This window comes from Bacillus rhizoplanae, from assembly GCF_917563915.1.
Classification (GTDB): Bacteria; Bacillota; Bacilli; order Bacillales; family Bacillaceae_G; genus Bacillus_A; species Bacillus_A rhizoplanae.
Map to the genome: position 1 here is coordinate 42,020 of NZ_CAKJTI010000008.1, position 26,383 is coordinate 68,402.

24 protein-coding genes, 1 pseudogene and 1 other annotated feature are annotated in these 26,383 nt (G+C 36.2%); of the genes and pseudogenes, 6 read left to right on the top strand and 19 right to left on the bottom strand.

Annotated elements, in window-relative coordinates; all coding sequences use genetic code 11:
- Nucleotides 1-265: 265 nt before the first annotated feature.
- A complete protein-coding gene (locus LRP84_RS22720; protein WP_496559683.1) occupies nt 266-439 on the top strand; it encodes a hypothetical protein in 174 nt (57 codons plus the stop codon).
- A gap of 33 nt (nt 440-472) precedes the next feature.
- Here LRP84_RS22720 and pepF read toward each other — a convergent pair whose 3' ends face one another.
- The 4 genes from pepF to mecA all read right to left on the bottom strand — a co-directional run bounded on the left by pepF (nt 473) and on the right by mecA (nt 5,967).
- Nucleotides 473-2,299 carry an oligoendopeptidase F gene (gene pepF / locus LRP84_RS10145; RefSeq protein WP_230574970.1) on the bottom strand — a complete coding sequence of 609 codons (1,827 nt, stop codon included), beginning with the start codon at nt 2,297-2,299 and terminating at the stop codon, nt 473-475.
- A gap of 46 nt (nt 2,300-2,345) precedes the next feature.
- Nucleotides 2,346-3,587, bottom strand: a complete 1,242-nt coding sequence (locus tag LRP84_RS10150) for a competence protein CoiA (RefSeq protein ID WP_230574971.1) — start codon at nt 3,585-3,587, stop codon at nt 2,346-2,348.
- Between the two features lie 88 nt (nt 3,588-3,675).
- Nucleotides 3,676-5,220 (bottom strand): cardiolipin synthase, encoded by a 1,545-nt coding sequence (gene cls / locus LRP84_RS10155; RefSeq protein ID WP_230574972.1) that lies wholly within the window; start codon nt 5,218-5,220, stop codon nt 3,676-3,678.
- A gap of 75 nt (nt 5,221-5,295) precedes the next feature.
- The gene (gene mecA / locus LRP84_RS10160) at nt 5,296-5,967 is read right to left on the bottom strand and encodes an adaptor protein MecA (protein ID WP_230574973.1); all 672 of its coding nucleotides are present in this window, start codon (nt 5,965-5,967) and stop codon (nt 5,296-5,298) included.
- Between the two features lie 444 nt (nt 5,968-6,411).
- Between mecA and LRP84_RS10165 the strand changes: the two genes are divergently transcribed.
- On the top strand, nt 6,412-7,080 hold the full coding sequence (locus LRP84_RS10165) for a TerC family protein (protein WP_230574974.1): 669 nt from the start codon (nt 6,412-6,414) through the stop codon (nt 7,078-7,080).
- A 94-nt stretch (nt 7,081-7,174) separates the two neighbouring features.
- Here LRP84_RS10165 and LRP84_RS10170 read toward each other — a convergent pair whose 3' ends face one another.
- Nucleotides 7,175-8,626 (bottom strand): RNA-guided endonuclease InsQ/TnpB family protein, encoded by a 1,452-nt coding sequence (locus LRP84_RS10170; RefSeq protein ID WP_230574975.1) that lies wholly within the window; start codon nt 8,624-8,626, stop codon nt 7,175-7,177.
- Nucleotides 8,627-8,922: 296 nt separating this feature from the next.
- On the opposite strand from LRP84_RS10170, the gene LRP84_RS10175 reads away from it, so the two are divergent.
- Nucleotides 8,923-9,345 (top strand): GNAT family N-acetyltransferase, encoded by a 423-nt coding sequence (locus tag LRP84_RS10175; protein ID WP_230574976.1) that lies wholly within the window; start codon nt 8,923-8,925, stop codon nt 9,343-9,345.
- A 135-nt stretch (nt 9,346-9,480) separates the two neighbouring features.
- On the opposite strand, the gene spx is transcribed toward LRP84_RS10175, so the two are convergent.
- The 5 genes from spx to LRP84_RS10200 form a co-directional block, all read right to left on the bottom strand.
- Complete coding sequence (gene spx / locus LRP84_RS10180; RefSeq protein ID WP_230574977.1) at nt 9,481-9,876, bottom strand: transcriptional regulator Spx; 396 nt, start codon at nt 9,874-9,876, stop codon at nt 9,481-9,483.
- Between the two features lie 486 nt (nt 9,877-10,362).
- Nucleotides 10,363-11,838, bottom strand: coding sequence for an aminotransferase class I/II-fold pyridoxal phosphate-dependent enzyme (locus LRP84_RS10185; RefSeq protein WP_302850584.1), 1,476 nt, complete (start codon nt 11,836-11,838; stop codon nt 10,363-10,365).
- 264 nt (nt 11,839-12,102) lie between these two features.
- A complete protein-coding gene (pdxR, locus tag LRP84_RS10190) occupies nt 12,103-13,536 on the bottom strand; it encodes a MocR-like pyridoxine biosynthesis transcription factor PdxR (protein WP_230574979.1) in 1,434 nt (477 codons plus the stop codon).
- Nucleotides 13,537-13,778: 242 nt separating this feature from the next.
- On the bottom strand, nt 13,779-14,222 hold the full coding sequence (locus tag LRP84_RS10195; RefSeq protein ID WP_230574980.1) for a YfmQ family protein: 444 nt from the start codon (nt 14,220-14,222) through the stop codon (nt 13,779-13,781).
- A 342-nt stretch (nt 14,223-14,564) separates the two neighbouring features.
- The gene (locus LRP84_RS10200) at nt 14,565-14,759 is read right to left on the bottom strand and encodes a hypothetical protein (protein ID WP_230574981.1); all 195 of its coding nucleotides are present in this window, start codon (nt 14,757-14,759) and stop codon (nt 14,565-14,567) included.
- 600 nt (nt 14,760-15,359) lie between these two features.
- Between LRP84_RS10200 and LRP84_RS10205 the strand changes: the two genes are divergently transcribed.
- Nucleotides 15,360-15,563, top strand: coding sequence for a hypothetical protein (locus LRP84_RS10205; RefSeq protein ID WP_230574982.1), 204 nt, complete (start codon nt 15,360-15,362; stop codon nt 15,561-15,563).
- 139 nt (nt 15,564-15,702) lie between these two features.
- On the opposite strand, the gene LRP84_RS10210 is transcribed toward LRP84_RS10205, so the two are convergent.
- The 7 genes and pseudogenes from LRP84_RS10210 to LRP84_RS22665 form a co-directional block, all read right to left on the bottom strand.
- On the bottom strand, nt 15,703-17,343 hold the full coding sequence (locus tag LRP84_RS10210) for a peptide ABC transporter substrate-binding protein (protein WP_230574983.1): 1,641 nt from the start codon (nt 17,341-17,343) through the stop codon (nt 15,703-15,705).
- A gap of 296 nt (nt 17,344-17,639) precedes the next feature.
- A complete protein-coding gene (locus LRP84_RS10215; protein ID WP_230574984.1) occupies nt 17,640-18,575 on the bottom strand; it encodes an ABC transporter ATP-binding protein in 936 nt (311 codons plus the stop codon).
- Entirely contained in the window at nt 18,568-19,611 is a 1,044-nt protein-coding gene (locus LRP84_RS10220; RefSeq protein ID WP_230574985.1) for an ABC transporter ATP-binding protein, read from the bottom strand. Before LRP84_RS10220 ends, LRP84_RS10215 begins: the two co-directional genes overlap by 8 nt.
- 20 nt (nt 19,612-19,631) lie before the next feature.
- The gene (gene opp3C, locus LRP84_RS10225; protein WP_230575075.1) at nt 19,632-20,648 is read right to left on the bottom strand and encodes an oligopeptide ABC transporter permease; all 1,017 of its coding nucleotides are present in this window, start codon (nt 20,646-20,648) and stop codon (nt 19,632-19,634) included.
- Nucleotides 20,645-21,574, bottom strand: a complete 930-nt coding sequence (gene opp3b / locus LRP84_RS10230) for an oligopeptide ABC transporter permease (RefSeq protein WP_230574986.1) — start codon at nt 21,572-21,574, stop codon at nt 20,645-20,647. The genes opp3C and opp3b overlap by 4 nt, the downstream gene beginning before the upstream one ends.
- A 390-nt stretch (nt 21,575-21,964) precedes the next feature.
- A complete protein-coding gene (locus LRP84_RS22445) occupies nt 21,965-22,093 on the bottom strand; it encodes a hypothetical protein (protein WP_302850585.1) in 129 nt (42 codons plus the stop codon).
- Nucleotides 22,090-22,306: pseudogene (locus LRP84_RS22665) on the bottom strand (hypothetical protein). Before LRP84_RS22665 ends, LRP84_RS22445 begins: the two are co-directional and overlap by 4 nt.
- Nucleotides 22,307-22,539: 233 nt before the next feature.
- On the opposite strand from LRP84_RS22665, the gene LRP84_RS10235 reads away from it, so the two are divergent.
- Nucleotides 22,540-22,806, top strand: coding sequence for a DUF3899 domain-containing protein (locus tag LRP84_RS10235; RefSeq protein WP_230575076.1), 267 nt, complete (start codon nt 22,540-22,542; stop codon nt 22,804-22,806).
- Nucleotides 22,807-22,864: 58 nt separating this feature from the next.
- Nucleotides 22,865-23,081, top strand: a binding site (T-box leader).
- Nucleotides 23,082-23,265: 184 nt separating this feature from the next.
- Complete coding sequence (gene trpS / locus LRP84_RS10240; protein ID WP_230574987.1) at nt 23,266-24,255, top strand: tryptophan--tRNA ligase; 990 nt, start codon at nt 23,266-23,268, stop codon at nt 24,253-24,255.
- A 299-nt stretch (nt 24,256-24,554) separates the two neighbouring features.
- Here trpS and LRP84_RS10245 read toward each other — a convergent pair whose 3' ends face one another.
- Nucleotides 24,555-25,301 (bottom strand): YjbA family protein, encoded by a 747-nt coding sequence (locus tag LRP84_RS10245; protein WP_098306176.1) that lies wholly within the window; start codon nt 25,299-25,301, stop codon nt 24,555-24,557.
- A gap of 289 nt (nt 25,302-25,590) precedes the next feature.
- On the bottom strand, nt 25,591-26,379 hold the full coding sequence (locus LRP84_RS10250; RefSeq protein WP_230574988.1) for a DUF2268 domain-containing putative Zn-dependent protease: 789 nt from the start codon (nt 26,377-26,379) through the stop codon (nt 25,591-25,593).
- Between the last annotated feature and the right edge of the window lie 4 nt (nt 26,380-26,383).

Sequence of the window (26,383 nt, forward strand, 5' to 3'; positions counted from 1 at the left end):
TCTTTACGGCTTATAAAAATATTAAAGGGGATGGGAGAAATTTCACGTTCAAACAAAGGGGTATATGTTTGTATGTGAATTCGTTCACGTTTATTATATTACAAGATTCGACGTCAGATGACAACCCTTTTTGTCGAATTTCACATTTCTGTCACATTCTAAACGTTTTCATTTCGGAATATAGTATATAAAGAGTATTTGTCCCGCTATTCGCGGGCAGTAAGACCCCCACTGATGGAAGTTTCACTTTATAGGAGGGTTTCCATTGAAAAAATCCCATCTTTTATTATTTATTTGTATCGTCTTCCTCTTCTTTTGTTTATACGTCCTATCATTGTTACAAGTATTCCCACTAATTTTATCACTTCCCCTTTTATTTGGAGCAATCGTATTGGCTGTATCATACTTCAATAACCAAAAGCGATTTAAAGGATTTTAAACAAAAACGAGAGTCATACGACTCTCGTTTTTTCTACTTCTCTTCAAATAGAAGTGCTTCTAATTCATTTAATTTCTCTTCAAATACTTGCATTGCTTCTTTTACAGGCTCTGATGACGTCATATCAACACCAGCTTTTTTCAATACTTCAATCGGATAGTCAGAGCTTCCTGCTTTCAAGAACTCATTAATGTAACGTTCTACTGCTGGCTTACCTTCTTCTAAAATTTGTTTTGATAAGGCAGTTGCTGCACTAAAGCCTGTTGCATATTGATATACATAATAATTGTAGTAGAAATGCGGAATACGAGACCACTCTAAACCAATTTCTTTATCGATGGCTAAACTATCACCGAAATACTTTTTATTTAGCTCATAGTAAATTTCCGTTAACATATCTGGTGTTACTGCATGACCTTCTTGCACTTTTTGATGAATAACGTGTTCAAACTCAGCAAACATTGTTTGACGGAATACTGTACCGCGGAAACCTTCTAAATAATGATTTAATAAGTATAGACGCTTCTTCTTATCATCTGTCGTTTTTAATAAATAATCATTTAGAAGTGCTTCATTACATGTAGACGCTACCTCTGCAACGAAAATTGAATAATCCCCGTACACATAAGGCTGCGTTTTTCTTGTATAGTAACTATGCACAGAATGACCAAATTCGTGAGCAAGCGTAAATAAATTATTTACATTATCATGCCAGTTCATTAAAACGTATGGATTTGTTCCATAAGCACCAGATGAATAAGCACCGCTTCGCTTCCCTTTATTTTCATATACATCTACCCAGCGATTTTCGTAAGCTTCTTTTAAAATATCAACATACTCTTCCCCAAGTACATTTAATGATTGTAATAATATATCTTGCGCTTCTTTATATGTTACGTTCATTTTCACTTCTGGTACGAGCGGTGTATATAAATCATACATGTGCAATTCTTCTAATCCAAGTGCTCGTTTACGGATATCGATGTAACGATGTAATAAATGTAAGTTTTCATTTACTGTTTCCACAAGCTGATCATAAACAGACTCAGGAATATTATTATTGCTCAGTGCAGATTGGCGAGCAGAATCATACTTACGAACATTCCCATAAAAATTATTTCGTTTAATTGCACCATTTAATGTACTTGCAAATGTATTCTTATACTTCCCATACGTTTCATATACAGCATGAAAAGCATCATGGCGAACGCGACGATCATCACTTTCTAAAAATTGAATGTAGCGGCCATGAGTCACTTCTACCTCTTCCCCATTTTCATCTTGAATAGATGGAAACTTTAAATCGGCGTTATTTAATATACCAAATGTATTACTAGATGCACCCATAACTTCAGAAGCCTGAGCTAATAACGCTTCTTCCGCTTCTGATAATACGTGAGAACGCTGACGTGTAATTTCCTCTAATGCATGCTCATACACTTTTAACTCTTTATTTTCTTGTAAAAATGATCGCAATGTCTCTTCTGAAATCGTTAAAATTTCCGGAACAATGTACGCCATACTACTTGATACTTGTGAATATAAACTTGTTGCACGGTCATTTAACGCTTGATAAGATGAATTTGTTGTATCTTGGTCGTAGCGCATATGTGCGTATGTATACAATTTACCAAGGCGCATCGATACTTCATCTTCATACTGCAGCGTTTCTAACAACGCATTTGCCGATTCTCCAAGCTTTCCTTTAAATTCCGTAAGTTTTGGTAGTAACTCTTTCACCGCTTGAAATTCCGTCTCCCACTCTGCATCCGTTTGGAAAATATCTTCTAAGCGCCATGTGTTTTCTACTTCAACTTCACTACGTGCTGGCAGTGCTCTTACTGTTTTTTGTTCAGCCATGTGTAAACCCTCCTTATTCATATCTCCTAGTACAATTCGATTCTTCTTATGTAATTCCTTCCGGGTACTTTTTTATTATATCCGTTTTCTCTTTACTCATGTTATACTTTGCTTCCACAAGCATAAGAGCTTCTGTTAAAAATAAGCGATCAAACTTCTGTATCTCTTTTTCTGTTTTTGGCACAAAAAAACATCGTACTTTTCGATATTTGTAAACGTCAACTTCCTCAATATTCCCAATTAGACATAAAAACCGCATATATTCTCTCACTGCTTGTTGCCAAAATGCTTGTGGAAAATACGGTAGTAACCGTCTATGAATCGCTCTGTGCCTCTCAACATACTGAAAAATGGTATGCAATGAAAAATATTCTCCTACCGTAAATTTGCCTAATAGCTCAATTAAAATGTAAGCTTGCCATATGAAAGAATGAGTACGAAATGCCAGAAGCGATGGTAAAGGAACACCAATTTCAGCAGGAAAACAAGATGGGGATATATGATGATGATAAAGAAGCTCTAAAAAGGAGCGCTCACTCCGATTCCACATATGAATACCATTTGCCCGGAGGCGCTGTTTTTTATTCATCCACTCTTTTTCTAAACATTGGATTGATATAGGTGATGTTGTAAGAAGAGTTGTTAATGTAGTCGTATGAAGCGGAAAATAAATTGCATGTGAAAAAACGATAGACGAGGAAAAAGGTAAAAGAAGATTGCATTTAAAAAAAGCTTTTGCATCAGGACAAAAATAAAGGAGATAAGGGCTTGAATGATATTGCACACAGCAGGAGTGAAAAGAAGAAAGCGACATCCAATATGTTGCATGACGTTTTAACTGATTCCCTCCCAAAATCCATAATATTTGAATTCCTTCTTTCCAATACCCTTTCGTTCGTTTTAACAGCTGCTCTGCTGATAAAGTTGAACATTGATATTCAATAGCGATTTGTCGATTACCAATTGTTACAAACAAGTCCGGTCGCTGCTGAATTGTGGCCAAATAATGCTCGATTTTGATAGAACAAACTTGTGACTGCAGCCATCTATATAACTGCTCTTTCCCCCGTAAGTGGTACGCCGATTCATTTTCAAGCTCGATTTTACAGCTATGTGATTTTTTATGAGCGAAATGCCACTGTTTTTGTTTTCCCAATTTCAGCTGTACTTCTAAGTGACAAATGGGACAGAAAAAGCGCTCATTCTTCCGTAGCATAGTGAGCTGTTTTTCCTTCCATCCATGAAGAAGATGAATTTCTTCCCCATTTTCTCTCTTTGCAACAAACATCAAATCACTCCCTTTCTTCCGTATGGACTATTCTACAATGACGAGCGAATTCCTGCTGTAATGAAAAAAGACTCATTTCCATGAGTCTTTAGAGTAAAGGAGACAATAACCGATATGTCGATTCCACAATCCGCATCACAAGGCGGCGGTTCTTAAAGCGATCAACATAAATTTCATTTGATACCTGCAAATCTTCTTCAAAATCTGCCACAAGCTTGCGAATACTGCTTGTATCATATAAAAAGGCATTCACCTCAAAATTCAAATGAAAACTTCTCATATCCATATTTGCTGTTCCAATTGATGCCAAATCAGAATCAACAATCACAACCTTGCTGTGTAAAAAACCTTTTTCATATTCATATATTTTTACGCCTGCCTCTAATAATTCTGGAAAATAAGAACGAGACGCATAAAATACAGTCTTCTTATCCGGTTTGCTCGGCATTAACAAGCGAACGTCAATACCTGCTAAGGCCGCTACTTTTAATGCTGATAAAATATCATCATCTGGAATAAAATATGGCGTTGCAATCCAAATTGATTTCCTTGCTGAAGCAATCATCGCAAAATATAAATGCTTAATCGTTTCCCATTTACTATCAGGTCCGCCCGCAACGAGCTGCACGCCCCCCTGTCCATCTCCCTCTACGATATCGACCTGTAAATAGTCTGATGTTAATACCGCTTCGCCTGTCATATAAAACCAATCTTGTAAAAAGATAAGTTGCAAACTTTGCACTGCTTCGCCTCGTAAATATAGATGAGTATCTCGCCAAAATCCAAAATATTTATTTTCTCCTAAATATTCATCTCCAATGTTTAAACCGCCAACGAAGCCTTCATTTCCATCAATGACAATAATTTTCCGGTGATTTCGATAGTTAATTTTGTCATTTAAAATGGGAACGCGGACAGGAAAAAACGGTACCATCTCAACACCTGCATTATTTAATTCCTCAATATATGTTTTTGACAGTTTAAAACTCCCTACTGCATCGTATAAAAATCGAACTGCCACGCCTTCTTTTGCTTTTTGGATGAGAATGTCTTTAATTTTTGTACCAATTTTATCATCACGCACAATGTAATATTCCATATGAATATGATGCTTGGCCTTTTTCAACCCATCTAAAATTGCTTGAAATGTCTCTTCCCCATTTGTTAATACTTTCGTTTCCGTATGAAAAGAAATATTTAATGCCCCAAGACGATCTGCTAGTCGAAACAATAATTCTTGATGTTCATGTTTTTTCAATATACGGTCATGATAATACTCATGCCCTTTATACTGCAAAAACGCCTGCTCGTCTAAAAGCGCCTTCTTTTGAAACATTCGTTTTCTCCGAAAATTTTGTCCAAATAAAAGATATGCAAAAAAACCTATTACCGGAAAAATCCCAAGCACAATTAACCAAGTTAATGTTTTCGAGGGATTACGATTTTCTAAAAAAATCACAGATCCAATTAGAAATGCTGATATCGTAAATAATGTACTTAAAATTCCCAAAAATGAAATATCTTTAATCCCAATCACATCTGAATAAAATGTTACATCAATAAATAGACGTAACGAAATAAACACAACGAATAAACCAATCAAAAAGAAAAATAGCTTCAATATATTTTTCATATCCGCCCCCCTTACATACAATCCCTTTTAGTATATCCACATTTAAAAAGCCGATTTCAGTGTAAAGAAATCGGCCTACATTCCAGGAGAAAAATGATTACGGATTGTTTCAAGTGCATTTTCAGAAACAATTGGCTTTCCGTATTCACGAACGCGATGAATCGTTAAAGCGGATTCTTCTCCATATTCTAATATCACACTTAAAATACGGTCAATCTCCTCTTCATCGTGCACTACCTCATCAAATTCGACATATACATAATAGCGGTCTTCAAATGAATATAATTCATCTTTTATCTCTTCAAATATAAGTCGATGACTTAATGAAATAACATGCTCAAAATCGTCGAATTTAATTAAAAAACCGAATATACCATCTTCATTAAAAATTGCTCCGGTTTCTTCTTCTATTTCCTGTTCAAATAACGATTCAATTCGCTCATCAAGGGGAATATCGATAATTTTATCGAGGCCAATTGGTAATTCTAATTTTTGCCCGTCTTTCGAAAGCTGCGCTTTCGTCACAAGTACTTCAATTCCTTTTTCAAGTGCTTGAACTTGAATCCAAAGCGGTCCATCAATAAAAAAGTCGTCATGGTCACGGACTTCATCCATCATTTCCCAAAATAGTTGTTCACTTTTGTCGCGGTTATACCAAATCTCTTCACGGTTAAATCCGCGGTCTTCTATATCAATGTACGAGATATAAAATTTCATCGTATGATCATTAACTCTTTCAATATCCAAAATACACCTCTCCCTTCCTATTTGGAATGGTTATGAAGGGATTCCCCAATCATATTACAAAAAAAGTTAGAATCTTGTACTCTCATTTTATGATAAGATGCTCCAGAATGGAAATAAAATCACCATATTTTAAAAAAAAACAGTTATTTACCTAATTTTTTATTTGATAAAGTACTCTCCTTAACGAAATAATGACTCCTCCATATTTCAAGAAAGATATTGGACATGTTATTCATGTAAATGATTGTCCTATATTCTTTTTTCCTGCATATGATGTAAACGAAACAAACTAAAAAAGACATTCCTTCTTCTCTAATTTACAATACATTTACCGTTCATATTAATTACAATCCTTTTCTTACATAGTGATTCTAACTAAAACAAATCCGATCCTAATAGACAGTGTTTCTGTCTATTAGGACAAAACAAACGGAGGCAAACTGAATGGATTTAGACTTTCTCTCATCCATCCTTATAATCGTTGGTATCGACATTGTACTAGGCGGTGACAACGCGATTGTCATCGCACTCGCAAGTCGCAATTTACCAGAAACAGAGCGAAATAAAGCGATTATTTTAGGAACTGGTTTAGCCATCATACTACGTATCTTCCTCACAGTACTTGCCGTTTATTTGCTTGACATTCCTTTTTTACAATTAACTGGCGGGATTTTACTTACTCTCATCGCAATCAATCTGCTCACAGATAACAATCATGATCTTTCTAGTATTAAGGCAAAGACGACCTTATTTCAAGCCGTACGAACAATCGTTTTCGCAGACCTTGTTATGGGGTTTGATAATGTACTTGCAATCGCCGGGGCTGCACATGGAAATATTACATTAGTTATTATCGGATTACTCATTTCCATTCCTATTATCATTTGGGGAAGTAAACTCATTTTATTATGCATGGAAAGATTTCCTCTTCTCGTTTATATTGGTGCTGCTATCTTAGCTTATACAGCGGGTAATATGGTAACACATGAAAAATTTTTCACATCATTTTTCGAGAAGAATCCATTTTTCACAGCAAGTATTCCCGTTCTCTTCACGATTACAGTGTTACTCGTTGGAATTTTTGTAAACCAAGTAAAGCTGCGAAATACATGAAGTTCAACTACTCAGACACCTGGTGTCCTGTTATGAAAACTCCCGCCACTTATCTCCTTCGGATCTTGAAGTGGGGGTTTCTCGTGTATCACCTTCAAGGGATGCTTAACACGAGTGGAGTTGACACAGCTGCCTGATGGCACAACCCTTCTATTCCATCGGCAAATACCTTTGGAACTGCTTTTTTTAAGATGTTATAGGAACCATTCACATCTGCGTTCAGTAGTTTGTTCTCTTTCGTGCGATACAAGTCACGTTTGATACGTTTCCCACTGAACTCAGGAATATCTTCCTCACCGTAAGTGGGAATTGCGTCATTGTCTAGAAAGGATGTCTTGCTTGTATACGATTCTTCCACGACTTGTACAGTAATACCTTTTCGTTTTGCCTTATAGGTGATCATTTCAATGAGTATATTATGCGGGATATGGCAAAAGGATTGATTCTGTTGTTTCCCCATCTCACTGTTTTGTTTCCATGATGTATTTTTTCCAATCACAATCATAGAAATCTCATGTTGAACTGCAAAATTGACAATATGATAACTCATTTTGTGAAAGAGATCCTTTATTTTCAGAAACCGTTTTTCATGAAGCCTCTCTAAACGTTTGGATGTGTGTGGTCCTTCTTTTGGTTCTTTTCCATGACGAAGAATACCCAGTAAATAAGCCTTTTTCTTGTTGTAGTATTGATTAATACTTTTGATGACATTGCCCTTTGCTAACACAGGAGTGGCCCCTGTATTCGTTGTGATAGTTGCAATGTTATTGATCCCTAAATCAATACTCATGTAGCGATTATTGTCTACATGATCAGGTGCTGGCTCAGATTGTTCTGTCACAATTTCCACCTTAAACTTCCCATAAGCAGGAGAAACACGTACCTCTTTGAGATTGCCAATCCGTCCAAACAATTTACCAATATTTAATTTTATGCTTGTTTTTGGAAAACGAATATACTTATCTTGGAGTTTACATACTTGATTCGTGAATACAACTTCTCTCATAGATGATTTGATATAGTTGGGAATGCGAGGTCTGCCAGTAAAAGTGAAAGGGTGTTTTTTGTATTTTTTCATGGAATCAAAAAATGAATCCCAGTTTTGGTAAAGCTTTCTCATAACTGCTTGATTCACTTGTGATGGTAGGTTTATATAGTCTTGTTGCTTCATTGTTTTAAACAAACAATCTAGAAAGTTATAGGATAGGAATGATTTCTCTTTTGTCGGTAACGTAAACAGATTACACTTGATTTCTTTCCGTTCTTCTGCCGGCTTTTCTTTCTGTTTTTGCACGCGCTTTTGATACGCATGAAGTTGATTTTCATTCATGACTTCAATATGTTCTTGTAATGTATGGAGAACTTCTTGTTGAAGCGGCTGTAATGGTTGATCAGTACGTAAGGCCGTATACACTTGGCGAATGTAGAAGTTTGTTGTATTGTAGAGATTTTTTGCGTTTTGACACATTTCTAGGAAGTAAGAGTATAACTTATGACCTTTCTTGATCCAAATTTGATAGGCTGCATATTCTTTTTCTTTCGTCATAATTTTCACCTCCTTCTTTCTTTCATGATACTACAAAACACCAAAAAGGAACATACATTCGTATTGGTGTGAAAATATTTTTACGGATGCGACGGCAATTCATCCCTACCTTAAACTGGGCTATGTCCTATACGTTTTGAAGGTGGGGTTTTCTTGCCAATTTGCCGATAAATTTCACATGAATAGAATATACATAGGAAATAAGACTTCTCTATGCGAATCTATATAATTGGACAACCAAGCTAATTTAGCATGATATGACGTTTGAAATAAAAATCAGAAAAAGGGGAATTTTCATGCAAATAATCCAACAATGGAACCAAGAAGATAGTAATTACATTAGACAGAGGGTTATAGAATATAATACTTCTCAACTACCAGATGAAGTAAAATCTCCTTCTGAGAATGTAAGCCTTGTGGTAAGAGACGAAGAAGGAAACATAATAGGTGGTATAACAGGAACCATCTTTTGGCGTCACATGCATATTGATTATCTATGGGTAGATAATCAATTACGCCATAAAGGATGCGGAACTAAGTTACTACATAAAATGGAAGAGGTTGCAAAAGAGAAGAAATGTAGACTTATTATACTTGATACTTTCAGTTTCCAAGCTCCTGAATTTTACAAAAAACACGGCTATAAAGAATTTGGTCTCATTGAGGATCACCCAAAAGGATTCCGCCAACATTTTTTAGAAAAAAGACTGGAAGCATAGCTTCCGATAACAAGAATTATGTAAATGTTATCTCCTTTTAGCAAAATATGACATGTTTTATTCGTACAAAAAAAGAAGCTAATGGCCCACATTCCGCTAAAGCAGAATTGGGAATCAGCTCCTTTTCATATTATATTAATTTACAAGACGCTGCGCTTCGCGTAATTGAAATGTTCTCACTGTACGCGGTAAAAAGCGGCGAATTTCATCTTCGTTATAACCAACTTGTAGGCGTTTTTCATCAATCATAATAGGACGACGAAGAATACCTGGGTAATCACGAATAAGCTTATATAAATCTTGAAGAGGTAAAGATTCTAAATTAATATTCAATTCCTGAAAAACTTTAGAACGAGTTGAAATAATTTCATCTGTTCCACTTTCTGTCATACGTAAAATCTCTTTAATTTCCTCAATCGATAATGGATCAGAGAAAATATTACGTTCTGTATAAGGAATATGGTTTTCCTCTAACCATAATTTCGCTTTTCTACAAGACGTACAACTTGGAGAACTATATAGTGTTACCATACATTACTCACTCTCCTTAAAAGAGTACAAATTCTGTACTATTTCACATTTTCATAATTATGTTCAAACAAATTTTGTATCGCTCATGACTACTTGTCTAAAAATAAAGAACTTCAAAACTTGTAAGCAAACCTTTCTAAAAAAACAATTACTTTAAATAAGTAACTTCTATAATCATTATACAATAGAACAAGAAAGAAATATACAGTAAATTTTCTTCATAATATACATAAAAGTTATGTATAAGATGTGTATTTTGTAAGAAAAATATGCGTATTCAGCTGACAGGAACATTTGTTCTTTTTTATTTTATCAAACTACATTCCTTCTGTCTACATACATATTTACATAGGCACTATACTTGAATTTCACATTCTAAGAAACAAAAAGACGTCTTAGTACTTTACTAGGACGTCTCCAACCTGCATTGACTTCATTAAAAATCCCCTTGTGTAATTATTATAGATAGGACAATGCCGCTCACACTTATTTTATAGGACGATGTTCTTTTATGACACGTAACGATTTCATCTCATAATCCCCGGCACCTTGTACAGGAAGACCTGCTTCTTTATTCTTTCTTGTATATATGAGGTTTTCTTCCGTAATAATCTCGCCAGGAATGAAAATAGGAATGCCTGGTGGATACACCATGACAAATTCAGCGATGATTCTTCCAACCGATTCTTCAAATGGGATCATTTCCGTTTCGGCATAAAAGGCATCGCGCGGTGTTAACGCTAGCACCGGGATGTCCGGCAATAACACAGAAGCATTTATCTTGAGATCAGCCTGATCTTGAAATGTAGCCGACAGTTCTTTCAATGCATGTACAAGTATTGCTAGGTCTTCTTCGGTATCACCAGGTGTAATGATACAAAGAATGTTGTATAGGTCCGAAAGCTCGACTTCAATATTAAATTTTTCACGGAGCCATTTTTCTACATCATATCCAGTAATGCCAAGCTCTTTTACCGAAATCAAAAGTTTTGTTGGATCCATAGCAACCGCAGCGTTCGTTCCTAAAATTTCACGACCAGCGCAATACAAATAGTCAATCTCATTGATTTCGGCACGGGTTTGTTCTGCTAAACGAATCGTACGTTCCAATAAAGCTTGTCCCTCAATCGCTAATCGTTTTCTTGCCACATCCAAAGAAGCAAGCAAGATATAAGAAGTGGATGTCGTCGTTAACATACTTAAAATCGTTTGTACATGCTTCGGTGAAACACGACTTCCTTGCACATTTAAAATGGAACTTTGTGTCAGTGAACTCCCTAGTTTATGCACACTTGTTGCTGCCATATCAGCACCTGCCTGCATAGCAGAAAGAGGCAGCTCATCGTGAAAATGAATGTGAGCCCCATGTGCTTCGTCTACTAAAACCGGAATATTACGTTCATGAGCGATGTCCACAATTTTTTTCAAGTCGCCAGAGATCCCAAAATAGGTAGGGTTAATCACAAGCACTGCTTTGGCATCTGGATACTGTACTAACGCTTTTTCTACGGATTCAGGTGTAATGCCGTGTGAAATACCGAGATTCGGATCAACCTCCGGATGGATGAAAATAGGTATTGCACCTGAGAAGATAATCCCGCTCATAATGGATTTGTGTACATTACGCGGTACAAGAATTTTATCACCAGGTCCGCAAACACTCATCACCATTGTCATAATCACACCGCTCGTCCCTTGAACAGAAAAGAAGGTATGATCAGCGCCAAATGCTGTAGCTGCCAGATCTTGCGCTTGTTTGATGATTCCTTTTGGCTGATGTAAATCATCTAAGGGAGCGATGTTGATTAAATCTATCGCAAGTGCATTTTCACCAATAAACTCTCTAAATTCAGGATCCATACCTTTTCCTTTTTTATGACCTGGAATATGGAATTGAATCGGTTCTTTTTCTGCATGTTCTACAAGTGCAGTAAACAATGGCGTATTAAATTGAGAACACATTTTTAGCATCCACCTCTTTATTTATCTAATTTTTCTTTGATTCCCTATCCATTTTAGAGACTCGGATGGAGAATCAGCAGCTTATAATCAATCGATTAGTTGTCCATTACATAAAGCAGTTAACATTTTTAATTTTTATCGAAAAGAAAAATGATTCATGAACTTCACATGAATCATTTCTATCTATTCCGCTATTCGCGGGTAGTAAACCTCTCCACCTCAAGATTCAGATAAATCCTTCGTTTTTACTTTCAATATGCATGATTATTTAATGCTATTTAAAGCCTCCGCGAATCTTGTAATACCTTCACGAATGAGGTTTGTGTCTCCTCTTCCAAAAGTGAAACGCACATACCCTTTTTCCGAACCAAAAATACTCCCTGGAACAAAGACTATACCCTTTCGTATAGATTCTTCCAATAAATGATATTCATTAATTGAATTCGGTATCTTACACCATAAATGGATTCCACCTTCTGGAACAAGAAATTCAACTTGTTTACCTAAAAATTTATCAAGACTTAAGGTCATTTGATCCATTCTCTGTTTGAGTTGTTTTCGAAGCATACAAATATGCGCATTAAAATATTCCGATCTCAAAAATTGATTTGCCACCCATTGAGGGAATACACTATGTCCAAAATCCACTTGCTGCTTCCCATCCGCCAGACGTTGAATGACTTGCGAAGGTCCAATAACCCATCCAATTCGTAATCCTGATGCTACAATTTTCGATAATGAACTAATATATAAAACATTTCCATTGTAATCCATGGATTTTAAGGTTGGATTAACTTTTCCATTGAAAGAAGTTAAGCTATAAGGATCATCTTCTACAATAGGTATACCAAAATCGGACGACAATTCTAGAATCTTTTTACGACGTGCCAATGAAAGAACACTTCCTGTAGGATTATGATGATCGGGATTTAAAAATATCATTCGTAATCTATGTTTTTTGTGTAAATCTATAATATCATCTGGATTAATGCCATGTTGATCCATAGGTAAATGAAATGTTTTTAACCCAGCAGATTGGAATACTGGAAGGGAAAAACAATAAGATGGATCTTCAATAGCAACAGCATCCCCCGGCTTAAGCAAGCATTGAACAATAAGATGTAGTGCTTGTTGAGCACCTGATGTAATAAGAATAGAGGAAGGATCAGCATCTATATTTTTATAGTTATCAACATGCCAAGAAATTGTTTCCCTCAATATCTCATTGCCTTGTGGATGATCATAACCTAAATGTCCTGTAAATGTTTGCTCTGAGAGAATGGTACGAAATTGATCCGTTGGAAACAAATCCGACGACAATTCTCCACCAGCTAAATTAATTAAATCCGTCTTTTGAGTTTCCGTACGAATTCGCTGAACTAGTGGCAAATTGGGAAGAAATGAACCATCCTCTACATATCGGCCCCAGTTCGGGATGCGTTTATGTGATATTCCCCATATATCTGTACTTACACGCGTTCCGCTTCCTTTTTTTCGCTCTACTACCCCGAGCGACTGCAGCTCCTGATATGCAGATACTATCGTACTGCGATTAACTTGCAACTCTTTTGCTAAAGTACGTTCCGAAGGTAACATACTATTTGGTGAAAATTCTCCCGAAGAAATCCCATATTCAATATAGTCTGCAATTTGTTTGTAGACAGGCTTCTTATTCGCACGATCAGGTTTCCATTCCATTTCGTTTCATCCTTATCATCATTTCTTTATTTATAACTTTAATGACATGAATAATTAAAATAAATTTAACAGTACTACCCTTCTTATAATAAACAAACATCTTAAAAAAATAACCATCCACTTCCATGATATTTTAATCATCCACTTACCTAAAAAATCCACATATTAACAAAAACAAAAAAGGATTCCCTATATTTTAGGAATCCTTTTCTTTCTATTTTAGATGGGAGCTTTACAAATGCTTATAGTGCTTCAGCTGTCATTTCATCCATTTTCCCTGTTATTAACATAGAACGTTTTTGAAGGCCATTGGAACGCAGACTATACGCGACTACTTTCTTCTTGTACTGTTTGACTACATCAACGTGATCGTCGTAACTATACACAGAAAACCTAACATCGTTTTTGCCTCTTTTAGTATCAATGATTAATGGCGTCCCACTGCTATTTGGAGGAAAATAATATTTCTCTAAAAATAACGCTTCGTTAAAATGATTAATAACTTGAATTTTGTCTTCACCTTCCAAGCATTTTCCGTCGATCGTTACGGTGACATTCGCATCATTAAGTTTTGGATGCAATTCAAATTTTTGGGCAAACGATTCCACAACAGAGGTTGGAAGACTCGTCACTATTAATTTAATAGAAAACATAAGAATCAACGAAAGTATAAACCAGGTCGTCATATTTTATCATCTCCGTTACGTTCTAAAATAATATTTTTTGATTTCGATTCTTCTATTGATTCCACTCTTGAATCATATCTTCGACAACGGCTAATCTGAGATTGTATTTAATAATTAAGATTACCTGCGAAACCACCGCCAAAATATAAAGTGAAACTTCCATCAGTGAGGGGTTTTTTCATCCCCCACTGATGGTTAGTTGAACCAATCGGGCTTTTACGGGCAGTTATCCCCCACCTATCTTCTTCGATTTCCTCTGAATCTTGAGGTGGGTCTTACTGCCCGTTAATGCGGGATAAAGGAATTCGCTAACCTTTATCCCGCTATTCGCGAGCAGTAAGACTACAAGATGACAATCGCATACCATGTAACTCCTATGAGAAGACTTAAAAGAAGTACAATATAAATAACAGACAAATTAGTCACATTCTGCTTCGTAGAGTTACCATAATTCTCCTCCGTATTTCTTGCAACTAATACCGTACCCAGGAGTGATACAATTATAATAATAATGACTAATAAAAATGCAAATTTCATTGGTTTTCACCTCTCTAAAATCAGTCTATTTGAACAGAAAACTTAATAAATAGATTTCCGAAAAATTTTACATTTTCTAGATGAGGACATTTGTCTATACTAAGGGATCATTCCCTAGTAACTATATGGAATATAAATATAAAGTGAAACTTCCATCAGTGGGGGTTTTTTTCATCCCCCACTGATGGTTAGTTGAACCAATCGGGCTTTTACGGGCAGTTATCCCCCACCTATCTTCCTCGTTTCTCTCTCAATCTTGAGGTGGGGGTCTTACTGCCCGTTAATGCGGGATAAAAGACACATTCTATGCTTAAGAACATAACCAATATACTTAAAGAATACTACCTTTCCCTTCTATAATAAGGGATATTTTTTTCAAAAGGTCCATCCAATTTCACAACATTTTTCTCATCCACTTTACGAGTAAAAAGTATAAAAGAAATTTAAACTTCTTTTTGAAGTAACTAAAAGGAACAATACTAACAAAAAAGCAAACAACGTACTAATTTATAAAAACATACATATCTTTTCAGACAATTCTTTCTTTTCTATCTTTTTTCACATACAATACATATATACATATACAAAGGAGGCTTATATATGGGGGCATTTTTTCTTGATTTCGCAATCGTTGCAGCATTAGTCATTGGGATTACCGCAACAGTCGGAATTATCACAAATGGGATTGGAGAAAAATTGTTTGGCGGTAAAGACAAAATGAAATTCGTAGATAAATCCTCTGAAGTGCAAGCCGGTTGGAATCAAGTTGGTGGTAAAGGAATTTATAAAAAACATACGTATTAAAAAATGAAGCAGGATTGGAATCCTGCTTCATTTTTATGCTCATCATTTTATTCTAAACTAACAAGTATTAAAGTTCCCGTTGATTCAACTAATAATCCGTAAGGAATGACGAAGCACCCTCTAGGATCAAAAATTCATTTTACTCACTTACAGAAGCCCATTTAAAGCTTAACTCCGGACCATATTTATTGATGTAAATATCCTGTACTGTTTCACGCTGTAAATACGCTCTTCCACGTTGGTATATCGGTGCAATGACTGCATCGTCAAATAGCATTTTCTCTGCACTCAATAAATTATTCCAACGAGCTTGTAAATCTGATCCATCTTTTTTACCTTTTGTAATGATTTCATCATACTTAGGGTTTGAGTAACCCATTTTATTTTGTGTACCGTTTGTCACAAACATATCAAGGAATGTCATTGGATCTGGGAAGTCTGGTCCCCAACCGCTAAATGACATATCAAACTGACTGCTATTTTCTAATTTAAGCATTTGTGCAAAAGGTTGTGTTTTAATATTCACTTTTAAGCCTGGCAGGTTCTTTTCGAGCTCACCTTTTAGATACTCACTCGTTTTCTTTGCTAATTCTGTATCAGTATTTAACAATTCAAGTTCAATTGTATCTTTTCCAAGTTCTTTTTTACCAGCTTCCCAATACTTTTTCGCTTCTTTCACATCAGTTTTTACAAGCTTTCCATTCTCTTTACGGAAATCCTTTCCGTCCGGCCCCTTAGTAAAATCAGCTGGAACTAAACCATATGCTCCTTTTGAACCATTATTCAACAGCGTATTTACCATTGCTTCGCGCTCAAAGCCCATGGAAATTGCTTTACGAATATTTTTGTTTGCTAAAACAGGATTTTTTTCATTTAAACGCAAGAAATATACTGTTGGATCGCTTGTCGTTTTAAAATCTTTTCCTCCTTTATATTTATCTACAAATTCTGCTGATAAATAAACGCGGTCAATTGCTTTTGTTTCATATAAATTTACCGCTGTTGCTGTATCCTTTACGATATTAAAGTTTACTTCCTCTAATTTTACTGTTTTGTTATCCCAATAAGATGGATTTTTCTTTAATTGGAAGCTTTGCTCATGTTTCCATTCATTTAATACAAATGGACCATTATACAATGTTGTATTTGCTTCTAATCCATACTTCGCACCTTGTTCTTTCACATATTTTTCATTAAGAGGATAGAACAATGGATACACTGTTAAATCTACAAAATATGGAACTGGATTATCTAACTCTACTTCTAATGTATAATCATCAACCGCTTTTACACCTAATTGTTCTGGCGGCAATTGTTTCATATTGATCTTCTCTGCATTCTTCACATCAAACATTATGTAAGCAGATTTTGCAGCTGTATCTGGATTTACTGCTCGCTGCCAAGAATACACAAAATCTTTTGCAGTTACTGGGTCACCATTTGACCATTTTGCATCTTTACGTAATTTAAACGTATATTTTTTTCCATCTGCTGTTTTTTCATACGACTCGGCAACACCTGGAACTAATTTATTATCTTTTCCAAGACGATATAACCCTTCCATTGTATTGTTCATTACGTTTGAAGATGCTGCATCTGTTGTTAATGTTGTATCCATCGTTGGAATCTCAGCTGTTTCAACAAGGTTAATTACCTGTTTTGCACTGCTTGTGTCCCCTTTTGCTTTCGCTTGCGAGTCTTCTTTTGTATATCCGCAAGCTCCTAGAATCATACTTACTGTTACTGTTGATGCAAGTAGCATCGGCACCTTTTTCTTCATGTATTATACCCTCCCCCAAAATGTTAGCCCTTTCATCAAAAAGTACGAAAAGTGAATAAGTTCTAACAATTCATATTATACATACAAATAGATTTTTTGTATACTTATTTTTCTATCTTATTAAAATTTTCAGTTAATATTTTATACCACACTCGTATTTATGTATCAATATTCATGCTTATTTTTCTACTCATTTAAATTATCTGAATATAATTATAGGATTTTTATAATATATTTTGTTAAAAGGTACTAAAGGAATGAAAAAACGAGCACATTTTTCATGTGCTCGTTTTCTCTTATTGATAAATTTCTTTATATTTCTTATATTCAGCTTCTGAGCAAAGAACGAAATGCCCCGGGCGAATTTCTCGCATCTTTGGCTCTTCATTACCATATTGATGCTGAGATGGATCATACACGATACGTTTACGATTGCGCTCATAATCTGGATCTGGAAGTGGAATTGCTGATAATAGTGATTTTGTATACGAATGAATTGGATGCTGATATAACTCTTCACTCGTTGCAAGCTCCACAATTTTCCCATGATACATTACACCGATGCGATCACTAATATATTTTACCATTGATAAATCGTGCGCAATGAATAAAAATGTTAGCCCTTTTTCTTTTTGCAATGTTTTTAATAAGTTAACCACTTGCGCTTGAATCGACACGTCGAGTGCTGAAATTGGCTCATCCGCGATAATAAAATCTGGCTCTACTGCTAGCGCTCTCGCAATTCCAATACGTTGACGTTGTCCGCCAGAGAATTCATGAGGGAAACGACTTGCATGCTCACGGTTTAGGCCAACTGTTTCAAGTAATTCGTACACACGCTTCATACGATCTTCTTTGTCCTTTGCAAGACCATGAATATCAATACCTTCTGCAATAATGTCCCCAACGCTCATACGCGGGTTTAATGATGCATACGGATCTTGGAAAATCATTTGCATTTTACGGTTAAATTTCTTCAATTCAGCACGTGATTTTTTACCGTGCACATTTTCACCATTAAATAATACTTCTCCTCCTGTTGCATCATACAAACGAATAATCGTTCTTCCTGTTGTCGATTTACCAGAACCAGACTCTCCTACAAGTCCGAATGTTTCTCCGCGGTAAATATCAAACGTAACATCATCAACTGCTTTTACAACTCCACCGCTCACATTAAAATATTGCTTTACATTTTTTACTTCAATCAATTTTTCACGATTATTAGTCATGCTGTTCACCCGCTTTCATTTGTCGAATACGTCTTTGGACAATTTCAGGCGGCTCCACATTCGGAGCTTGTTCATGAAGTAGCCACGTCGCTGCATAATGCGTATCACTTACTTTGAATAAAGGTGGTTCCATTTCAAAATCAATCTTTAACGCCTTTGGATTACGCGCTGCAAATGCATCGCCTTTTGGCGGCTTTAATAAGTCTGGCGGCGTTCCTGGAATTGCATACAATTCCTCTTCTCCGCCGTCTAAACTTGGCATAGAAGCTAATAATCCCCATGTATACGGATGTTTTGGATTATAGAAAATCTCATCAACTGTTCCAATTTCTACAACTTTCCCCGCATACATAACAGCCACGCGATCCGCCACATTCGCAACAACGCCCAAGTCATGCGTAATAAAGATGATAGCTGCTTCTGTTTTTTGCTGAATGTCTTTCATTAATTCTAAAATTTGCGCTTGAATTGTTACATCAAGTGCAGTCGTCGGCTCATCGGCGATTAATAATTTCGGGTTACAAGCAAGCGCCATTGCAATAACAACACGTTGTCTCATACCGCCTGAAAATTGATGCGGATACTGTTTTAAGCGCGCTTCCGGATTTGGGATTCCAACAAGATCAAGGAGCTCTACCGCCACTTTGCGAGCGTCTGCTTTACTCATTCCTTGATGCTTAATAAGACCTTCCATAATTTGGTTCCCGATTGTCATCGTTGGATTCAATGATGTCATTGGATCTTGGAAAATCATTGCAATTTCTTTTCCGCGAATTTGCTGCATTTCTTTTTCTGTTAACTTCGTTAAATCACGACCGTCAAAAATAATTTCTCCGTTTTTAATACGCCCTGGCGGCTTTGGAATTAAGTCCATCAACGCTTTAGATGTAACGGATTTACCAGAACCAGACTCCCCTACAATCGCTAACGTCTCTCCTTTTTTTAAGTCAAAAGTAACTCCGCGCACCGCTTGTACTTCACCAGCATGCGTATCGAAAGAAACGTGTAGATCTTTTACTTCTAACAATGTTTTCATCATCCTGTCTCCTTTCTTCCTTATTTACGCATTTTCGGATCTAACGCGTCACGTAAACCGTCTGCTACTAAGTTAAATGCTAAAATTAACAAACTAATTACAGCCGCTGGAATAAACATCATATGTGGATATGTTTGAATTGACTTATACCCATCACTTACTAGAGAACCTAATGACGCTAACGGCGGTTGAATTCCAAGACCGATGAAACTTAAGAAAGCTTCCCCAAACACTGCGCTTGGAATTGTGAACATTGTCATAATAATAATAGAACCCATTAAGTTTGGCACTAAATGTTTTACAATTAATTGTGTATTTGTTGCTCCAAGTGTACGTGATGCTAATACATACTCTTGATTTTTCATTTTTAATACTTGTCCACGCACAATACGTGACATTCCGATCCATCCTGTAAGAGCCATTGCAAATGTAATCGATAAAATACCAGGATCCATTATAATTACCATTAAAATTACGATAATTAAGTACGGAATACCATTTAATATTTCAACAAAACGTTGCATTAAGTTATCAACGCGGCCCCCGTAGAATGCGGAAATACCGCCATATGCAACCCCGATGACTAAATCAATTGCCGCTGCTAATAATGCGATATATAAAGATACTCGTGTTCCTTCCCACGTTCTTGTCCAAATGTCGCGGCCAAGATCATCTGTACCAAACCAGAAATATTCTTTAATATCTCGTTTTTCATATTGGTTTACACCGTATTGATCCACACCATCAAACGGCAGCCAATGAATATTCTCTAACACCGGTATTCTCGGTGGCATTTTCGCACGGTTTAAATCTTGATCTTTATAAGAATATTTACTCATCATCGGACCAAAAATCGCTAATAGAGTAATTAGAACTAGAATAACTATCCCCAAAACTGCACCTTTATGTTGAAATAGACGTCTTCTTACATCTTCCCAAAATTTTATACTCGGTCGGGCAATGACTTCATTATCAGTATTGCTGCGATTTGCTGGCTGAAATAAATCTGGCGATATTTTTTGGATATCTTTCATTATTTTTTCCCTCCCGTTAAACGAATACGAGGATCAACTACACCATATAGTATATCGACAATAAATATAACAAAAATGAAAATTGCACTATAGAAAAGGGTTGTACCCATAATAACTGTGTAGTCGTTCAATTGAATAGACTTAACGAACTGTTCCCCTAAACCTGGTATAGCAAATACTTGCTCAATAACAAGTGTTCCTGTCATCAAGTTAGCAACCATTGGACCTAAAATTGTAATAATCGGAATAAGAGCATTTCGTAACGCATGTTTTACAATGATTACACCTTTACTAAGCCCTTTTGCTTTTGCTGTTAAAATATAATCAGCCTGCATAACCTCAATTAATTCTGTACGTGCAAAACGAGCAATTGTAGCTGTTACACCTACAGATAACGCAATCGTCGGTAGAATTGTGTATTCAAATCCTTTCCAAAATGCTACCGGCAGCCATTCCGCTTGTACTGCTACATAATATTGTAATAATGCGGCAAAAACGAATCCTGGTACAGACATTCCGAGTACCGAAATGAATGTTGCCCCGTAATCAGCCCACGTATTCGTACGAAGAGCTGCAACAATGCCCAGTAATAATCCAACAAGAGTTCCTAACACAATCGCTTGAAAACCTAATTGTGCTGATGGACCAATACGACCAACAATCATATCTGTTACTGGACGGTTATCGTACTGGAATGATACCCCTAAATCTCCTTTAACTAAATTCTCCATGTAACGTGCATATTGCACTGGTAGAGGATCATTTAAACCATACTTTTCTAAAATGATTTCCCTTTGTGCTGGCGATAATTTCTCTTGGTTTTTAAGCGGAGAACCCGGCAATAATTTCATTAAAAAGAATGTTAATGTTGTGATTAAAAATAATGTAATAACCATGTACGCGAAACGTTGCAATGTATAACGTCCCATAACTAGCACCTCCCCATTTTCTCAAAAGCAATAAGATAGTTTGAAATATTCTTACTATTATTTATTTAAAATAAGAGCATATGCCCATCATAGGCATATACCCGTTGTAACCGATGGAATAAAGTATATTATTGTTGGACAGAAGCCCACTTGTAAAAAAACTTGTCGCCATAATTATGTTTGACAACATCTTTTACAGCGCCTTTTTGCATATATGATGTTCCCTTTTGGAACACAGGAGCAATAACTGCATCCTCTTGAATTAAAACTTTCTCAAGTTCATTCCAACTCGGTATAGCTCTTCCATCGTATCGTCTAATACGTTGGAAGATTCAGAATATTATATCGAAAACACATCCATTGTCGGAATTTCAGATACTTCTGTTAAACTCAGCTCTTGCTTCCCATTGTTATTACTTGTTGCTTTCCCTTCGCTTGCTTATTCTCTTTTTGTCCGCAAGCGCCTAGCATGCTAACTATTAATGTCGATGCAAGTAATAATAGCAGCTTCTTCATCATGTTGTATTGCCTCCCCTAAGTGCACCCCCTATGCCCTCACTATGTAAACCCTCACTATGTAAAAATACAGAATTGAGAGAATAATCTCCAAGTTTCTACAATTTTCATTATACATATAATAAGGCGATTGTGAATATAGTTTTTTATTTTTTTGTTAAAATTTTTAAACTAAAATGTTTTTTTTGTATCTTTTGTAAAGACAGAACTTAACATTGTAGTTATCTAATTGCAACAAAATACGCAATTATGTATATTTTTCTAAAAATTCTTTATAGTACTCATTATAACTTTTATAGTATAATAATTCTAGTAATTTTTTTGTGGAGGTGCAGCATTTGAATACGCTTTTTTCACGCATTAGTATACTAACAGGCATCACAATCACGATTTCTTGTGCATGTGCTTTTATTCCTTCTACTTCCTTTTTGTTGAATTTTGTCAATATTATGTTTTATATCGCTTTAATCTTTATTATTATCGGAGGATTTTTATTTCTATTTCAACGTGGTTTTTTCAATGTAACAATGTATGCTTTTAAAAAATTAGGTCGATCAAATAAAAAAATTGAATCTTTAATTGAAGGCGAAGAAAAGCGCGATCCGAAAGAAGTATTGTACCGCACATATTCTTTTGCATGGACATATCCTATCGTTATTACCGGTATCATATTAGGAGCACTGTCAACAATCATTAGCTTCACTGTTCTTATATAGTTTGCAAACTACTCATTGTGTGTTATAATAGTGCAAAAATATTTGCTTACAAATTTATATGCATGCGATGAGAAAGAAGAGTACATATTGAAGCAATTTCAGAGAGCTTGTGGTCGGTGAAAACAAGTAATTGTACAGTATGGAATGGGCTTTTGAGCACCAAACCGAAACGCTTTAGGAGTAGGCTTTGGCGTTACATCCAACGTTACAATGGATAAAGAGATTTTGCGTTAGCAAAATAATTAGGGTGGTACCGCGGTCCATTCGTCCCTATTTTTAGGGATGAATGGGCTTTTTTGTGTGAGAAAAGCGAAGGCGCGAAGCCACCGACCATTCTAGCCGCTGGAGCTAGACATCGAGAAAAGCGGAAGCGGCTCGTTCAAAATTACAAGGCATTGGAACTGTAGGCCGAAATATTGAAAGATGAAAACCATACAACTTTTTAAGGAGGACATACATATGTCAGTTATTTTTTCAGGCATTCAGCCAAGCGGAACAATTACACTTGGTAACTATTTAGGAGCAATGAAGCAGTTTACAGAACTGCAAAATGAACATGATTGCTATTTCTGCATTGTAAACCAACATGCAATTACTGTACCGCAAGACCCAGTACAGCTTCGCAAAAATATTCGCAGTCTAGCAGCATTATACTTAGCATGCGGCATCGATCCAGAGAAATCTACATTATTTGTACAATCAGAAGTTCCGGCACACGGTCAGCTCGGATGGATTATGCAATGTACTGCGTACGTAGGTGAATTAGAACGTATGACACAATATAAAGATAAGTCACAAGGAAGAGAATCTGTTCCGGCTGCTTTATTAACATACCCACCATTAATGGCAGCAGACATTTTACTATACAATACAGAAATTGTTCCAGTTGGAGATGACCAAAAACAACATATTGAGTTAACACGCGATTTAGCAGAGCGTTTTAACAATCGTTATCGCGAAGTGTTTACAATTCCAGAAATTCGCATTCCAAAAGTAGGCGCACGCGTTATGTCATTAACAGAACCTACGAAAAAAATGAGCAAATCAGATCCAAATCCAAAATCTATGATTAGCTTACTTGACGATCCAAAAACAATTGAAAAGAAAATTAAAAGTGCTGTAACAGATTCAGACGGCATCGTAAAATTCGATAAAGAAAATAAACCAGGTATTTCAAACTTATTAACTATCTATTCTTCTTTCTCAGATAAAACAGTGGAAGAGTTAGAAGCAGAGTACGAAGGAAAAGGATACGGCGACTTCAAAGGCGACTTAGCACAAGTTGTTGTAGAAGCAATCCGTCCAATTCAAGACAAATATAATGAACTTATTAACTCTCCTGAATTAGATGAAATCCTTGATCAAGGTGCTGAAAAAGCAAACCGCGTCGCAATGAAACAGCTTCGTAAAATCGAAAATGCAATGGGATTAAGCAGAAAACGAAGATAAAGAAGAAATGCGGAGGCGGCTTGTTCAGAATCGCAGGACGTTGGAGCCCCCGACCAAGAAGTGTTCTTTACTTCGACCGAGGGGGCGAAACGACCGGAGATTCTAGCCGCTGGAGCTAGACATCTAGAAAAATTGTCGAGAGGTCTTTATATTCTGTCGAAGCGCCGATATATCACAAATAACACCGATAAATGTGTCACTTTCGCCGATATATCGCGAATAACGCCGATATCTTTGTGAACACACAAAAAAGGGAATGATCCGAAAAGGCACCTTACGTGCCTTTTGGATCATTCCCTTTAATTTACCTTTTGCTCATTTTCCATTTCCCACAGCTTTTCAAAGAACGGTTGTCCTCTCACAAGTCGTTCACAAAGCTGTTCATGTTTATCTGACCAGCCATACTTTGCTTCTTCATATAAACGGTTCCATACTTCTTCAAATGTCAGGTGTTGCACAGATGGATATGCTGCTGGATCCCATTCTGTATACCAATAGCGAATCTCCGCTGGGTTCTTCGTTGTATGTAGTTGATCTAGCGTCATAAAGAGCAGTTGTTTTAATTGTCTTTCTTTCCGTGTTAGCCCATTCATCATATGCGGGGAAGGTGATAAAATATGATGTTCCTTTTGTGATGCCTCCACTTCAAAATCATATGTTTCTGCCTGTACGTTTTCTACCATTTCATACACCATTTGCTCTTGTCTTGGAATCAGTCGGCTTTTGCGTATTGGAATATTGTATCCAATTGTATCAATTGCAATAATTCCTTTTCCATCTGATACAACAAAACAATACTCTTGCTGCAGTCGTTCATGGTTTTTTCGAATATACGCCTTATGATGTACGTCTTCCAATAGTTTTGGCGGAAGCTCTAGCAATTCGTTCTCGATGTAATGATATAATGCGGAATCTACTTTTAATAATGGTACTTGATCTAACAATTCGATCGTATCATCCTTCCGCCATTCATAGAAATGACAGACGTTATACCCGTTTTCTTCACCTTCAAACCAATTTACCCATACATCATGCAGATATAACATTGCTTACCCCTCACTTCACAACTGTTTGTAGCTCTCATTATGGTCATCTTTCGTAAAATTTATTCCAATGGAGGAAATATATTCTTATTATTAATTTCTTCATTGTCTCTCATCTTTCATTCTCATAAGGTAAAACTTTCATCGGTAAATATCTCTCCCACTAATAATTAGTAAAAACATTAATACCATCCCACCTATCTTCCTCGTTTCTCTTTGAATCTTGAGGTGGGTCCGCGAATAGCGAGACAAAATAAAAAAACTTAGCCACAGCTAAGTCCATACATCATTCTTATGATTCAAAAGAAACTGCTTCTTTTAAGATCGTTTTAGCATCCATTTCTAGTAAAGCATTTGAATTACATTTCGTATGTTCTACACAATCTTTTACAATATGAAACCCGACAGCGTACCCAAGCATCTTTGGATATAATCTCCATCCATGTAACAATACATCGTGCTCCCGCATCCCACGTTTCACATCACACTTATCTTGTATAAACCGATTCCAAAATCTAATCGCTTCTTCTTTACTATAATAAGAAACCCAAGGAGCATAGTAACGATCCCCATGCCTTTCATACACAGCTTGCTCTGCTAATCCTTCCATAACCATCGTATCCAAAATAGTATACTGTTCTTCTATCGCCTTACTTTCATGTATACGACATATGTGGTGATATTCATGGGTAAGCAATGCCTTTAACTCGGCAATCGAATTTTGTGAACTCACAAACAAAAACAAAGCATTTCGCATTGCTAATCCTGCTTTTCCGTTATATTCTCGCTGAACAGTGCGATTATACGGATCTGATAACAAAATAAATACCGGTATATTAGGTCCTTTCAACCATTGCTGCAATTCTTTATATTCTACCGCTAATTGCTCCCATACTCGTTCTTTTTGTAATATGTCAATTTCTTCCTCTCCATCTACTACCGGGCGAAACATTCCTTTTGAAACAAGAAAGCGATACAAAGATTCTTTTTGGAGCGGAATATATTTTGTAAACTTCTCACAAATTTTTGCTGGTTGCCAGTAATACTCGCGCATCCATTCTGCCGTTTTAATCACTCCCATCTCT

Bases quoted from the DNA above. Each gene is read 5' to 3' on its own strand.
- pepF (WP_230574970.1), bottom strand. From the start codon at position 2,299: ATGGCTGAACAAAAAACAGTAAGAGCACTGCCAGCACGTAGTGAAGTT.
- LRP84_RS10150 (WP_230574971.1), bottom strand. From the start codon at position 3,587: ATGTTTGTTGCAAAGAGAGAAAATGGGGAAGAAATTCATCTTCTTCAT.
- cls (WP_230574972.1), bottom strand. From the start codon at position 5,220: ATGAAAAATATATTGAAGCTATTTTTCTTTTTGATTGGTTTATTCGTT.
- LRP84_RS10165 (WP_230574974.1), top strand. From the start codon at position 6,412: ATGGATTTAGACTTTCTCTCATCCATCCTTATAATCGTTGGTATCGAC.
- LRP84_RS10170 (WP_230574975.1), bottom strand. From the start codon at position 8,626: ATGACGAAAGAAAAAGAATATGCAGCCTATCAAATTTGGATCAAGAAA.
- LRP84_RS10175 (WP_230574976.1), top strand. From the start codon at position 8,923: ATGCAAATAATCCAACAATGGAACCAAGAAGATAGTAATTACATTAGA.
- spx (WP_230574977.1), bottom strand. From the start codon at position 9,876: ATGGTAACACTATATAGTTCTCCAAGTTGTACGTCTTGTAGAAAAGCG.
- LRP84_RS10185 (WP_302850584.1), bottom strand. From the start codon at position 11,838: ATGTGTTCTCAATTTAATACGCCATTGTTTACTGCACTTGTAGAACAT.
- pdxR (WP_230574979.1), bottom strand. From the start codon at position 13,536: ATGGAATGGAAACCTGATCGTGCGAATAAGAAGCCTGTCTACAAACAA.
- LRP84_RS10195 (WP_230574980.1), bottom strand. From the start codon at position 14,222: ATGACGACCTGGTTTATACTTTCGTTGATTCTTATGTTTTCTATTAAA.
- LRP84_RS10200 (WP_230574981.1), bottom strand. From the start codon at position 14,759: ATGAAATTTGCATTTTTATTAGTCATTATTATTATAATTGTATCACTC.
- LRP84_RS10205 (WP_230574982.1), top strand. From the start codon at position 15,360: ATGGGGGCATTTTTTCTTGATTTCGCAATCGTTGCAGCATTAGTCATT.
- LRP84_RS10210 (WP_230574983.1), bottom strand. From the start codon at position 17,343: ATGAAGAAAAAGGTGCCGATGCTACTTGCATCAACAGTAACAGTAAGT.
- LRP84_RS10215 (WP_230574984.1), bottom strand. From the start codon at position 18,575: ATGACTAATAATCGTGAAAAATTGATTGAAGTAAAAAATGTAAAGCAA.
- LRP84_RS10220 (WP_230574985.1), bottom strand. From the start codon at position 19,611: ATGAAAACATTGTTAGAAGTAAAAGATCTACACGTTTCTTTCGATACG.
- opp3b (WP_230574986.1), bottom strand. From the start codon at position 21,574: ATGGGACGTTATACATTGCAACGTTTCGCGTACATGGTTATTACATTA.
- LRP84_RS22445 (WP_302850585.1), bottom strand. From the start codon at position 22,093: ATGATGAAGAAGCTGCTATTATTACTTGCATCGACATTAATAGTTAGC.
- LRP84_RS10235 (WP_230575076.1), top strand. From the start codon at position 22,540: ATGTTTTATATCGCTTTAATCTTTATTATTATCGGAGGATTTTTATTT.
- trpS (WP_230574987.1), top strand. From the start codon at position 23,266: ATGTCAGTTATTTTTTCAGGCATTCAGCCAAGCGGAACAATTACACTT.
- LRP84_RS10245 (WP_098306176.1), bottom strand. From the start codon at position 25,301: ATGTTATATCTGCATGATGTATGGGTAAATTGGTTTGAAGGTGAAGAA.
- LRP84_RS10250 (WP_230574988.1), bottom strand. From the start codon at position 26,379: ATGGGAGTGATTAAAACGGCAGAATGGATGCGCGAGTATTACTGGCAA.